Below are 13,894 nucleotides of genomic sequence, written 5' to 3'. Positions count from 1 at the left end.
TTTACAAATGCAAAAGCTTTATTTCATTTCGATATTGTTCCTCGCTGCTGCTTGTTCGAAGCAGTTGACGGAAGAACCCAAAGGGCTGGTGTTGGGCTCTGTAGGTATCAGCAACCTGGCCAGTCTTGAATCGGCCCTTACCGGCGCTTACGGCAGCTTGCAGGTGCCCTGGGAAAGCGGCTTCACTACGGTATCGCAGATCGCCATGACGATGGGCGGCGATGACCTGACAACGCATCCTGGTTCCAATAAAGAAGAGTTCCGTGAGTTTGACCGCTTCAGCGTGGCTGATCTTAACAGCCGGATGTTGCCTATTTGGCGTGGTTGTTATAAAACCATCCAGTCCACTACCAATATCATCAACAACTATACGAAGGTGCAGGATGGTACGGAGGCAAGTGTTCAGGCCATTGTAGGGGAGGCTTATTTTTTACGTGGCTTGTGTTATTACTGGCTTACCCGTTTCTGGGGTGAAGTGCCCATTATTCCTTCCGAACAATACCAGGCAGAATACCTCACGATCAAAAAAAGCCCGGTTGCAGAAGTGTACAAGCTGGTAGAAGCCGATCTGTTGAAGGCTGAAGCCTGGGTACCCACTGCCCGGCGCAGTGCCGGCCGGCCCAACAAAGGCGCTGTAAAATCCCTGCTGGCCGATGTGTACCTCACGCAAGGCGGATGGCCCATCAACGATGCTTCCAAATATGCACTGGCAGCAACCAAAGCAAAAGAAGTGATCGACAACAAAACTGCTTTTGGTTTTGACCTTTACCAGGGTGGTTTCCTGAAGATATTTGCCGGCGGCACCAACGAGGATGTATTTGCCTTGTACACAAGGGGACAATGGATCACTTATAATTCATTCTACGGCCTCTCTACCATGCCTGAAAATGAAGGCGGCTGGAGCGACTTTTTCCCGGAGATCAATTTCTTCAACAACTTCCCCGAAGGCAGCCGGAAAGACGCCACCTTCTCTACCTCTTTTGTAATAAATGGCGCTACCATTCCCTGGCAGGATGTAACCACCAAACATCCTTACTACAAGAAGTTTATCATCCAGACAGGTACCAAGGCTACTTACATGTCGAACAATCCCGTGATTATGATCCGCTATGCCCATGTGCTGCTCATCTATGCCGAAGCGCAGGCACGCAGTGGCAGCGTCAATACAGAGGCGTATGCTGCAATCAATGCCGTGCGTAAGCGTGCCGGGCTCAACGACCTGCCGGCTGGGTTAGCAGGCAATGATTTTATCAACGCGGTGATCGATGAAAGAGCCTGGGAGTTTGCCGGTGAATGGAACCGTTGGTTTGACCTGGTTCGCCTGGAAAGGGTAGAAGCGGCCAACGCCAATAAACATCCCGATGATCTGACGCCAGCCAAACCCATCACCAAAGCAAATTACCTGATGCCGATACCTGGCGCCGATGCCCTGATGAACCCTCATTTATAACAGTGTTCTTCTAAAATTTGCCATCATGAAAAAGATAACGATCAACTTGCCCATATGGGGAGGCGCTACACTGCTGCCCCTGCTCACCAGAACGTTCACCTTATTCCTGTTGTTTTGCCTGTTGTTGTGCAGTAAAGGGCAGGCCCAGTTCCTGCTGCTGGATGATATGGAGGGCCATGGCCCCTGCTCCGGCAGGTGGACGTTTTATGCCGGTAATACGACCACAGGTAAAGTAGAGTTTAATATTCCCAATCCTGCTGTTACAGGGCTCAATACCAGTTCGCATGTAGCCAGGTTTACCAAAGACACCACCAGCTTTGAATGGATGTCGGCCAGTTGCAGCCTGCCCGACTCCTTTGACCTGAGCACCAACAGTGTTTTCAAAATGCTGGTGCGCAGCAACGTGATAGAAGATGTCATGTTCAAACTGCAACCCGGCACCAATTACAGCAAAGCGGTATTTCTTACTTATCGCATCAAGAATATCAATACCTGGGAAGAAGCCGTCTTTGATTTTAAAAGCGTTAAGAATAGGACTGACTTCAATACGATTGTCGTGCAATTCATCGATGGCCGGAAGGCCAATGGCATCCTGCATTTCGACCTGGTGCAGAGCCCTGACCGGGTAAATATTACCCTGGCTGATACGCGGATAGTCATGGGGCAGGAGCAGGGTGCTGTTATCCAGGCCACCATCCATAAGAATACGTTCGATTCAGTATTGAACAAATCAAACTGGACAGCGCAATTGCCATCCGGCGTTACCATCGACAGTCTGCAAAGAGTGAACGACACGACTGTGAACGTAGTGCTGGCAGGCAATTCATTGGCCAATTACTCACGCTTTACTCTCCGGCTTACCATCGCAGGATCGGAGCTGGCCGGTCCTGCCGCTGCGCAGTATCTCGCGTTGGGCAATGTCGTTTTTGAAGGCAATCCCAACTATACGCTTATTTTCGAAGACCACTTCAATGGCACGGGCCTGCCCGATCTTACCAAATGGACGGTAGACCCACGTCCCAAAGGCTGGATCAACGGAGAGCAACAGGTGTACACAGATACCTCTTATGACAATGCCCGCGTACGCAACGGCAGCCTGGTGATCACCGGTAAAAAGGATTATCCCAATTACAATACGACTGAGCCCTGGTCCTCAGCCCGCCTCATTACCCGCAACAAAGTCGATTTCCGCTATGGTAAGGTGGAAGTAAGGGCGAGGTTGCCCCGGGCACGTGGCTCCTGGCCAGCCATCTGGCTCATGCCTACTACCGAATCGTATGGCGCATGGCCCAAGAGCGGAGAGATCGATATCATGGAGCATGTAGGTAATAATTTCGGTACGGTGCTTTCTACGGTTCATACGCAAAACAATAACTGGACGAATGGAGGCCATCTTTCCGCGTCGAAACTCATTCCCGATGTGGATACGGTATTCCATGTATATGCCCTTGAATGGAGTGAGGATTCCCTGCGCTTTACCTATGATGGGGTGAAAGTGTATACGTATGTGAACCCTAAGACAGACTGGAAAGACTGGCCCTTCGATCAGAAATTTCATATCATCCTCAATGTGGCCATTGGCGGCGGTATGGGTGGAGCGATCACAGAAGCCAACTGGCCCGACAGCATGCTGGTAGATTATGTACGGGTGTACCAGAAGGGATTGGGCACGCCGGTGCCTGACAGTATCGTGGTAAGTCCGGCCAACCGTGCTATTGTAGCCGGCAGGAAATACCAATACACGGCAAAGATCTTTGACCAGAATGATTTCCCGATGAGCCTGACACCCGTATGGAGCATTACGGGCAGCGGCAATACCATCACGGCAGGAGGATTGGCCTGCATCCATTCACCAGGTATTGTAACGGCTACGGTTAGTTATAATGGTGACACTTTATCCGCCACCGCAAATGTAACCACCAGGGTGGCCAATTTCAAACCGGTACCTGCAAGGATAGAAGCGGAAGCATTTGATTATTCCAATACCACCCGCACAGAACCTGTGCTGGATACCAGCGGCGTGCTGAACGTCAGTTTTATTGGAGCTACCTCTTTCATGGAATATGATATCGAAGCGCCCTGGACGGGCAGTTACCGCCTCCAGCTGCGTGTAGCTGTTAATACGGCCAGTACCGTGAAAGTGATGATGGGTGATACCTTGCTGACTACGATGACACTGCCGGCCAGCGGCGGCTGGCAGAACTGGGTCACCGTTACTTCCGCGCCTTTCCAAATGCCGGGTGGTAAGAAAACGCTGTTGATACAAGCGGCTACTTCCGGCTGGAACTTCAACTGGCTAAAGGTGGTGCGGGCTACAGACGTTTCTCTTTCCCGTATTGTGGTATCGCCCGACAGTACCAGTGTATTTGTGGGCGGAAAGAAACCGTTCAAGGCAGCGGCCTATGGCAGCGACAGCAGCCGTTTTGATATTCCCTTTACCTGGTCGGTGCCTGCTGCTGGTGGCGTGATGGATTATAAGGGGGTGTTCACCGCCAGCTATACACCGGGTGGTTACCTGGTCAAGGCTTCCTACAATAGCATGAGTGGTTATGGAAAGGTAAAAGTGTTGGCAGCACCCCAGTTGGCCAGCATCAAGGTAGTGCCGGATAGCCTCACCGTACCGTTTGGCGCTTCCCAGCAATACACCACCAAGGGATTTGATCAGTATGGCAGCGCCTTTGCATTTACCGGTCCTGCCTGGTCGGTAAGCGGCACGGGCAACAGTGTAACCCAGGCCGGCGCCCTGACGGCCGGTATGGAACCAGGCACCTTTACCATTACAGCAGTCAAAGACAGCATCAGCGGGTCGGCTATTTTCACGACCGGGTATGGCTGCACTTTTAATAAGCGCTATGAAGCGGAGATCAGTACCTCCCGTTCTCCCCAGCCTACCCTGGAACCTACTACGGATACCAGTGGTGGACAAAACTTTACGGGGCTGGGTTATAACCATTGGTTTGGTTACAGTGTATTGGCTATACCGGTAAGGGGCAAGTACAATGTGAGCTTCCGGGTATTGACGACCGCACCTGCCAAAGTGAAGCTCGCCAATTCCGGCATCACCTACGGCATTATCAGCCTGCCCAATACCAATGGTCAATGGGCAACTATTACCGATACCATGACATTGCCCGCAATAAGTTATGCCAATGTCATCGTGTACCAGGGTACTTTTAAATTCAACTGGTTTGCGATCAATAATTGTGCGGTAGCGCCGGCGCCTGATACCACGGCATCTTCCCTTACGATGAAGAGCGCCATCTCCGGTGATTCGGAAGCACCGCTGGCATTCAGGGTATATCCCAACCCTGTAAGGGATATGATCACCATCGAGCAGGGCAGGCATCATTATCATACCATGAAGTTGCTGGATATGAATGGCCGCCTGCTTCGTCAATGGAATGTACCGGCAGGTAATGCCAGGTTTAGCAAGAGCCTGGGCAATCTGCCCGGCGGCAACTATATGCTGCACCTGGAAGGAACTTCTGCACCTGCATCGATCAAGATCGTTAAGTTGTAGTAATCCGATCCCGGATACCTTGTAATACAAAATGGCCCCGCGCAAAGCCCGGGGCCATTTTGTATGGTTTATGTTCAGCTTGTGCTGTTATTCAGCCTTGTGTAATTTCTCGATGATCTTTACCTGTTCGCCCGTAATGGAGTAAATAAGCTGGAACTGATCGGTGATGGCCTTCAGGTCGGAGAGTGTTTTACGAACCGATTTCTCCGGGTTGCCGGGACCTGCATTCATCTCCTGCCTCCTTTGTTCCAGCAGTTGCTGGAGGCGGGCGCGTATAGGATAATCGCCGGATTTTAACTCTGTCTTCGTGATGGCCTGGTTGTCGAGCAGGTTGAGCGACTGTTGGAATTGATCATCCACCTGTTTGATGAGTGGTTGAAAATCGGCAGAAGCATATTGAGAGGCTGATCTATGCGCATAATAGGATAGGGAAGCTATATGTGAAGTAAGCAAATGGCTGGTGGCTACAAACTGGTGGTAATGCGGCAGTCCCGGTTGTTTGTTCTTCGGTTCCGAAAGCATGCGTTGAAAATGATCCGACATATTGGCCAGGGCCACAAAGGCATCCTTACGGGCAGTTCTGTAATTCTTGATCTCAGTAGCCTGTCCTACAAACGAGGCTGCTACCTCTGTAAAGTATTGGCGGTTGGCTTTTACAAACTGTTGAATAAAGGGCTCGATCTGTTCGTGTTCCCATAAGGGCAGTACAAAACTGGATACCAGCCAGGCGATCAGGGAGCCAATGCCTGTATCCACGATCCTGTCCTGCAATACAATGGCCAATCCATCGGGGTTCATGAAGTGAAAACTCATCACCACATAAGCCGTGATGCCCACTGAGCCAATCAGGTAATTGAGCTTGAGGTAACTGTAGGCCATGATCATGGCCACCAGCATCAGGATAAAGAGAACCGTATTGTCTTTTATAAAATAGAGTAGGGCAAAGGATACCGCCGCTCCGATGAGCGTGCCTGCCAAACGTTGAAAATTGCGTTGCTTGGTAATGCTGTAGGCCGGCTTGAGAATGGTGACAATGGTGAGCAATATCCAGTAACCATGGCCCAGGGGGTACAGCAAAGAGATGATATAACCGATCATCATGGCCAGGGTAACCCGGATGGCATGCCTGAAATGCGATGATTTAAGAGAGAGGTTATCGAGCAGCAGCCGGACGTTAAACTCCTGACCTGCCGAATCCTGTTCTTCCAGCCGTTCGGGGTCGGGCAACGCTTTGTTTTTGCTGATGCTGCGGTCGTAGGTAGAGTAATGCGCCAGCACCCCGATGCGTTCTATCAGGTCTTCAATGCTGTAGAGGATATGCCGGAGTTTGATAAAGCCTTCAATCGTATGTGGACCCAGTTGCTGGTCCCGCAGCGCAAAAAAGGCTTCACTGGCTTCCTTGTAGGCAGCGTCCAATGAATTGTCATCCTTATAGGGAAGACCTTCCTGTACCGCCAATCCGATCCTTTGCAATTCATCTGAAGACTGCATGATGAGGCGGTGGTAGATGGGGAGGATCTGCGTATCGTCAAATTCTTTGTGGAGCGATTCATAATCCTGCTGCGTGGTCATGATGCGCTCGAAGAGGTCCATGCTGTCGAGGAACATCATCATGAGGATGCGGCCCTTACTGGTCGATTCCGTGATCACGCGCCGGGCGCGGAACAGCATTTCGCGGAGTTCATCCTGGTGTTGGTGCATCGATACCTGGAGGCGCATCAGTTCGCGGTACAGATGATCATTGTCCCGTTCTTTATCGTAAAAGGCGGCTTTCACCCGCAGGTAATCGGCAATTTCCATCAGGTTCTCGCCCAGTAATTGCTGAATGGGCTTGAAGGGACGCAGGGAATAGAGTGTAAGGCTGAGGATGGCATACCAGGCGCCGCCAACGGTAAACCAGGCCGCATCACGCCAGATATTGAGTGAGGCGAGGTGGCTGTCGATATTGAAGATAAAGACAAACAGGGCGATGATGCCGATGGCATTGACCCGGTTACCGTATACGCCCGCCAGGGAAAAGAAGAGTCCAAAGGCCACGATCTCCAGGCCAATGAGCCAGGGTATTTCCCGGCTGAAGCCTACGATCACCACCATGGCGAAGTTGAGCAGGATGCTCACCAACATGCCGTTGCGACGGTGTTGGGGTGGGCCAGGGGTATCGGTGGTGCTGACTACGAGGGCGCCGAGGGGAATGGCCATCATGGAGCTGAGGAGGCCAAAGTGATTGAGTATTAAAGCGGGTATGATGGCGCCGGCTGTTATGCGAACGCCGGCGTATAAATATTGACTACTGATAAACTTCCTGAATTCCCGGGTATAATCCATAGCGTGTAATCATAACTAAATTACACCCCCTTTTGTTGGGATGGGCCAAATGGCCGGTTTAATTTTCTGTAACTCATTCGTTTGCAAAAATATTTTAGCGAGCAGGAAGGGGCGTAGGGTATCTTTGATCAGGTGGGGAGCGACTTTCCGGGTAATTCAGAAAACCAAGCACATTTCATCCACAGGGTGTGAAAATAAAATTGATTAAAAATTTGGTACAATATGTTTTTAGCGTATTTTTGCACTCCCAAAAACGACATAACGGTCCTGAAAATGAGACAGTTACTAAGTAGAAAGGGAGGTGAGATCTCGTAGCTCAGTTGGTAGAGCACATCACTTTTAATGATGGGGCCCTGGGTTCGAGTCCCAGCGGGATCACGGAATAAAGAAGCCTTCAGATTCATTTGAATTTGAAGGCTTTTTTTGTGTTCGAGAAATTCATCTATTTTAAAGGTGTCGAACACTGGTGTATTCCTTTTGGTGGTTTTAGGAAATCAAGGTTGACTTGTCTAATTGTCTAAACATATAAGAAATGATACCAAGTATTTCCAGGCACTCCTGTTTATTGATTTTCCCTGACAAAGCGGTTTCATGTGATGTAGGGTTTCTGAACATTTTCATAATGCCTGCTGACATGAATTGAAAACCTTCAAATTCATTCTTTTCTGTTTCTGTACTACCAGCATTGAAGCGAAGTTTCCCCTTATTACCCAATACTGCAAACATAAGTTCATTGCCATCTTTATCGCTACCGCTTTTTTGCTGTACAGCTTTGTTATATGCTTTGCAGGCTTCGTTTACACAAGTAAAGAAATGGCCTTGCTTGAAGAACTTTGCACAATTAGCTATCACCTGCTGGTGCATGCTGTTTACCGATGTGGAAGCCAGTGAATCATCAGGTTCCGGCAATGGTACTTCATACCCGCCTTTTACTAATACCTTATTGATAGTTGTAATATCTATCTTGTCTGCTATATTCTCCAGAAGAATGACCATTTTCTCAATTTTCTCTTGATCCGTTACATTATCCAAGTTGGCAATGGTAGCCAGAAAGTCAAATAGTGTAGCAAAGTTGCCATGCATATCATTGGGATCGTGAAACCTGGACGGCGGAAAGTCGAATGTAATTTTCCAGGATCGACGCAGGTGCTCTTCTGTCCAAAAGCCATATCCAGGAGAATGGTATTCTTCACTCAGCTTTGTAACTATGTATTTCCAATTTATCATATCTTAAGCATTGATTATTGCTAAAATTAACGTATTCAGTCTTTGTTTAACTATTCAGTTATTTATGATGTTGATAAATTACATAGGTATGTTAGTTAGTTATCAATAGATCGATAAGCAATACCTTTTTCCAAGTTAATTAAGCATATTTCCTATTTTTCTTCACCTGCGCAAGTAGGCTGCGTGGTAGCAACTGTACTTTTAACTTAAATAAAAAATGACCATGAACACTATCTCAGACTGGGTTCATATCGAAAACCGGCTACCTATGCCAGAACATTCGGTACTTGTAGGAAAACTGACAGAAGACAATACTATGCTTACAGGAGTTGGTCGGCTAATACTTACAAATGATCATAATGGCGCTGGTTGGTTATGTACGGAGGATGGCAATTTTAGAGCTATAACCGCGCGCCCGTATTGGATGCCCTTAATGGAAGAAAAAATAGTGCTTCCAACCAATCTCACCGACGATAAACTATCTGACCTTCTATTACTGTATTTAAATAAACTTTCATGCTTTGAAGATAAGTTCAAAGCTCTTGCAGCAGCAATGATGCAAGCAGGGAATGGTCTTTATCCCATTGACTTCTATATTTCTGGAGTTGTGACCAGAAGCTTATCTCTGATCTTCGGTTTTGATACTTTAATTAAATCAAAAAACTACCTTTCTGCTGCTCATTTGGTTAGAACTTTACTTGATAATTACCTCCGATTGTCAGCTCTTTGGTTGGTAACTGAGCCTCACAAAATAGCAACTCAAGTTTGGGAAGGAACACCCATTAATAAAATTGCTGACCGGGATGGTAAAAAAATGACGGATAGCTATTTGCGAGACAAAGCCGCCGAAACCTACCCTTGGATTACTAACGTCTATAACGAAACATCTGGGTTTATTCATTTCAGCAATAAACATATAATGAATGCTACTGTTCCTCACAAGAATAAGAAAATGACTATGGTGACTTATTTCGGCAAATTCGACCATGAAGTAACTAATGAATCAAGAATAGAAGCGACCGCTTGCATGATTGAAATCTGCAATTGTATTTGCCATGCAATATTTGGGTGGGTGGATACCAAGAGGTTGGAAAAGATGCAATAGATGCTGATGTTGTATTTCACTCGTAGGCACAAAAAAAGAACTTTGTAGGAATCAGCTATAATTAAGTATGTTAGATTATGGACGATAAAAAGTTACTTAGATACGGTGGAGTTACTGTTTTACTAATTCTGTTGACCAGCTTACCGTTTCTACTGCACAGTAATATCAATCTGATGCGGGGATATTGATGGAGAAAGATTTTCTCAATATGGCAGCTACATTGGTGGTCTAATTGGAGCATCTTGTGCAGGATTAAGCCTTATAATAATTATATTGACTTATAGACATCAGCTGGGTATTGAACAATCTAATGGACACGTGGCCAAAGTTGACAGATTGATGCAACTTTATGATAGCGTTGTTGCAGAAATTAACAATTTGAATTACAAAGGCTTTTCCGGAATAGAAATTTTCTTTCAATTCAAATTTGATTCTATTCATGAACCTCAGCCAGTACTTGATCAATTGAATGCACTCCTAACAAACTACAGCAATCTCCTTTTGGTGGCAAAGCGAACAATATTTACGTCCGAAGATGAGAAGTCTATAACAATGACACGAATCTACTTTTTATACTATTCAAAGATTCTATGGTCTGTTCATGCAAATATCGCCAGTAAAATGAAAGAGTGGATTGAAGTACATCATGACGACGCTTCCATTTACCTAAAAAGGTACTTTGATTTATCAAACGAAACGATCGAGTACCTATCACAAAAAGGATTGATCAAAGGAGATAAAGCACATTTTAAGGCATTTACGGGGAACCATAATCAAATAGCAAATGGCTAACAAGATTACAGTCGTTACACGACGAAACATCTTCGATTTTATTCGGATTGAAAGAATTTTATGGAATGGTCGGCTTGAAGAAACTGAATTTTTGTCGAGAATGTACGATCTCAACAAAATGCAGTCAAATGATGATCACTACAGTAATATGGCGGGTGACATTTGGCAGCATAGGATTAATAATCCTTATGACTGGCCAGATGACTGGGTATTCACTGATTCCAGGTTGAATCTATTAAACTGTGATGATGCTGTTCTTCTAAATTTTCTTTGTGAGATGATTCATCCGGTCGTTAGAGGTGATGCGTCAGAAGTGAATAGGTTGCTTCAAATGTTTAATCAAAACTTGAAGAGCGATGGTTTTGAAATAATTGAGAAGTCAAGAATTTCTAATAGGCCGCTGTTCGTTGGGAGGAAGATGATTATTGGTGGTGCAAGTATTATCAGGCAAACCGCTGAATTAAAGAAGATGCTATCTGAAGAATACGTCTTCCAGCAGATAAATCTAATGGAATCATCGATTGAGAACTCCCCGCATATAGCAATAGGTTTAGCGAAGGAGTTGATAGAAACCTGCTGCAAGTCCATCTTCAATGAACGCAATGAGAATTATGATAAAGGATGGGACCTGCAAAAATTGATGAAAGAAACTGCCAAGCTACTGAAATTAGCCCCGGATGATATACCGAACGAAGCAAAGGCATCGGCATCGATTAAGCAAATTCTTGGCAGTCTCGGATCTGTCGTGCAAGGAATTGGGGAGATTAGGAATGAGTATGGTAGTGGCCACGGAAAAGATGGAACATTCAAGGGGCTACAGCCGCGGCATGCACGGTTAGCAGTTGGTGCAGCAACTACACTTGCTGTTTACTTGTTAGAAACACACAGAAAGTAAACTGGCTTTGGTGAATGACCGATCCTATTCTCAGCTTTACAAGATCGAATAAAACAAATATTTGAAGGAATGATTTTCAAAGATATACTCGACGCCAAAACCCAACAACTATATCAAGAGTTTGATCTTCTATTACAAAACTCTTTACTAAGACAAACACACAATGGCGATCTGCTGTTAGTGATCGTAAATGGATTTCATCATCCGGAAGTTCACACTTGGGATAACTTAGGAGGACAGCAAAGCCCATACCTAATTGGCCCCGGTGATGAAGGACATTCAGAGATTTTGCATCATAACTTCATTGGTAATTATCTTCGTGATGCTGCATTTGATCAACCATACAAAGATTATCTCGACCTGATTCAGTGGACGTCCGAACGTGCTGCAGAAGCTGATCGGCTTCATGACGATGAAGCTGTTTCCATACAATACGAAATGTTGATCTATCAGAAAATATGGGAAATGGATAGTTACTTAAAGAAGCTATACCAACTAACTCGGATCGCAAATTCAGAACCATATGATTGGCATTTTCGTATCAAACAATCTGTGAATTTGAAGAACAAGGGTAAAAAACGGGAAGAGATCGTCAGACTGCATGTGCGGGATCGCCTCAAACCTGAATATCCTTTAATATACAATGCCATTAAAAATGCCTATAGAACTCAAGTACGCAACTCAATCGCGCACTCACAGTATTCTATTTATGGAAGATATATTCATTTACATAACTACATAGAGGATGACCTTAATTCACAAATACGAGTTATAACCTTCGATCAGTGGGTAGACATGATCCACGATACATTGGTAATATATTCTCAAATAAGTCGGCTACAAAAAATGATAGACACTTTCTATGTCGGACTATCAAAAAATTCAGGGGGCACAGTTGAGGTTCGTATTAACCGCATTGATCCAGTTGAAAAAGTGGAATTTCATCTATTGAAACCTGTAACTGAAAAAGGAGGGCTTTGGTGTCCAGCGAAGGATAATTAGAACCAGCGAAGCAGTCACTAAATAGATATTTACAAGTTCGGTCAATGAACATTGAAATGAACTTGGATGCATCATATCAAAAATAAATGAACATCCAATGACTGATGAGTATGTAAAAGACATCCTGACTTAAGACAGGTAAGTGGAAATTCCAATATTGTCAAGGCAAAAGGGTCAAGAGAATTATTTTAATTCTTTGATTATGAGGTTCTTGAGTAAAAGGAATGTTTTCAGTTCCTCGTAAAAAAGGTTCGATATTGATCCTAACGGGTTCACAGAGAGGTTATCGAAAGATGACCTCTTTTTTTATGCTCAATTACACTAAGGCCTACAGCCTGAACGCTCCTTTCATCAGTATTTGCTCACCTCGTGATAGCCCGATCTCTTTTGCCAATTCTTGCCATCCTGAAATAGAAGAATATACTTCGGAAAGTATCGTGCCCATTTCTTTATTATTCAACCTGAAATAAATACCTACACTTTTCGCCAGATCGAGATCCAGCGCGTTACTGTCCATATCAATATTCAATGCCAACCCCTCCTTATCTATTGAAGGATTGATATCAAAAGCCGGCGATAACCGCCAGCCCTCGTTAGTTAGGATAAATCCATGATTCCTTAAATGGTCATCAGTATTGGAGATAAGAATATTGAAAACCATTCTTCTCCATAACTGATGCAAATCTTCCTCCACATGCGTTCCCGAGAACTGAATAAACTCAACAATATCCAGATAGGATGGCGTTTCATCCCGGATAAGGTCTTCATTTTTGCCGGTCATTGTCATAGCGGAAGCAAAGTGAATCCGCTCTTGTTTATCTCTGTCAAAACGTTTGGTAAAAAAAGTATGATAGGATCCTGCAACACGTTCGAGCTTCGAAGTAGCCATATTTATACCCGCATTTACGGCGAGGCGATAAGCCAGGTATTCCCATGCTCCCTTATTTATCGTATCATTCTTTGATGGAAATTTTGCAATCCAGGGATGCCCGTCCTCATCCAGCACATTAGCCTTCGGCCTCGCACCTCCCAATGAAGAACCCGGAGCCATTAACATGGTAAGCCATTTTCTGGTCTCAGCGGTATCTTCATTAGCTTCAATCATTTCAGCGCCATGCTGCAATTCCCGGATACTCGTCCATGGTGGTGCGGGTGAAACGGTATCATTAGCCAGAAAATCGCCTTCCGGTTCTCTTTTAAATCTTAAAGCCCCCATCCGGCTTAAATCATGAACACCTAACAGGAAGTCGATATCATATAATACAGGGGCTGTTTTGCCTTGCTCATTTGCATTGAGTGCTGCCCGGCGTTTCATTAAGGTTCTTCCCCAGGTGTCTGGCATAGAATCAAGAAAGACCCCAAAGTTCTCTTTCCCGTTAGGATATTGTTGACCACCATACCAGGCAATATCCGGATCAAGCAATAGTTGTTCCTGAGAACTGATCCACTTTTTGTCATAGGTAAAACTAAACGCCTTTCTTCCTTTGGCTTGTTGAGCAGATAGTATCCCTACACACCTGGGTGAGGACATGCCTTTCCAATCAGCATATACCCATATATCGGTCTTTCCGGCCATGC

General features: G+C 45.6%; 9 protein-coding genes and 1 tRNA gene. 7 read left to right on the top strand and 3 right to left on the bottom strand.

The annotated features are described in order from the left end of the window. Positions 1–7: 7 nt before the first annotated feature. Together D3H65_RS10150 and D3H65_RS10145 are read left to right on the top strand one after the other, a co-directional pair. Positions 8–1,450 carry a RagB/SusD family nutrient uptake outer membrane protein gene (locus D3H65_RS10150; protein WP_119050201.1) on the top strand — a complete coding sequence of 481 codons (1,443 nt, stop codon included), beginning with the start codon at positions 8–10 and terminating at the stop codon, positions 1,448–1,450. 25 nt (positions 1,451–1,475) lie between these two features. Next, positions 1,476–4,970, top strand: a complete 3,495-nt coding sequence (locus D3H65_RS10145; RefSeq protein WP_119050200.1) for a family 16 glycosylhydrolase — start codon at positions 1,476–1,478, stop codon at positions 4,968–4,970. 87 nt (positions 4,971–5,057) lie between these two features. Here D3H65_RS10145 and D3H65_RS10140 read toward each other — a convergent pair whose 3' ends face one another. Beyond that, positions 5,058–7,295 (bottom strand): FUSC family protein, encoded by a 2,238-nt coding sequence (locus D3H65_RS10140; RefSeq protein ID WP_119050199.1) that lies wholly within the window; start codon positions 7,293–7,295, stop codon positions 5,058–5,060. 305 nt (positions 7,296–7,600) lie between these two features. Here D3H65_RS10140 and D3H65_RS10135 point away from each other — a divergent pair. Continuing rightward, positions 7,601–7,673, top strand: a tRNA-Lys gene (locus tag D3H65_RS10135). Positions 7,674–7,781: 108 nt separating this feature from the next. Here the strand turns inward: D3H65_RS10135 and D3H65_RS10130 are convergent. Continuing rightward, complete coding sequence (locus tag D3H65_RS10130) at positions 7,782–8,522, bottom strand: TIGR02391 family protein (protein ID WP_119050198.1); 741 nt, start codon at positions 8,520–8,522, stop codon at positions 7,782–7,784. 223 nt (positions 8,523–8,745) lie between these two features. On the opposite strand from D3H65_RS10130, the gene D3H65_RS10125 reads away from it, so the two are divergent. The 4 genes from D3H65_RS10125 (at position 8,746) to D3H65_RS10110 (ending at position 12,316) form a co-directional block, all read left to right on the top strand. After that, positions 8,746–9,627, top strand: coding sequence for a hypothetical protein (locus D3H65_RS10125; RefSeq protein ID WP_162915533.1), 882 nt, complete (start codon positions 8,746–8,748; stop codon positions 9,625–9,627). A gap of 318 nt (positions 9,628–9,945) precedes the next feature. After that, positions 9,946–10,419, top strand: a complete 474-nt coding sequence (locus tag D3H65_RS10120) for a hypothetical protein (RefSeq protein WP_162915532.1) — start codon at positions 9,946–9,948, stop codon at positions 10,417–10,419. Continuing rightward, positions 10,412–11,314 (top strand): abortive infection family protein, encoded by a 903-nt coding sequence (locus tag D3H65_RS10115; RefSeq protein ID WP_119050195.1) that lies wholly within the window; start codon positions 10,412–10,414, stop codon positions 11,312–11,314. The genes D3H65_RS10120 and D3H65_RS10115 overlap by 8 nt, the downstream gene beginning before the upstream one ends. 69 nt (positions 11,315–11,383) lie before the next feature. Beyond that, positions 11,384–12,316: a hypothetical protein gene (locus D3H65_RS10110; RefSeq protein ID WP_119050194.1), complete on the top strand. Its 933-nt coding sequence runs from the start codon at positions 11,384–11,386 to the stop codon at positions 12,314–12,316. 328 nt (positions 12,317–12,644) lie between these two features. On the opposite strand, the gene D3H65_RS10105 is transcribed toward D3H65_RS10110, so the two are convergent. Continuing rightward, the gene (locus D3H65_RS10105) at positions 12,645–13,892 is read right to left on the bottom strand and encodes a type II toxin-antitoxin system HipA family toxin (RefSeq protein WP_119050193.1); all 1,248 of its coding nucleotides are present in this window, start codon (positions 13,890–13,892) and stop codon (positions 12,645–12,647) included. Positions 13,893–13,894: the final 2 nt, after the last annotated feature.

This window comes from Paraflavitalea soli, from assembly GCF_003555545.1.
In the GTDB taxonomy this organism is placed as follows: domain Bacteria; phylum Bacteroidota; class Bacteroidia; order Chitinophagales; family Chitinophagaceae; genus Paraflavitalea; species Paraflavitalea soli.
Note: the sequence above shows the minus strand (reverse complement) of the source record. Positions and strands in the feature narration are given on the sequence as shown.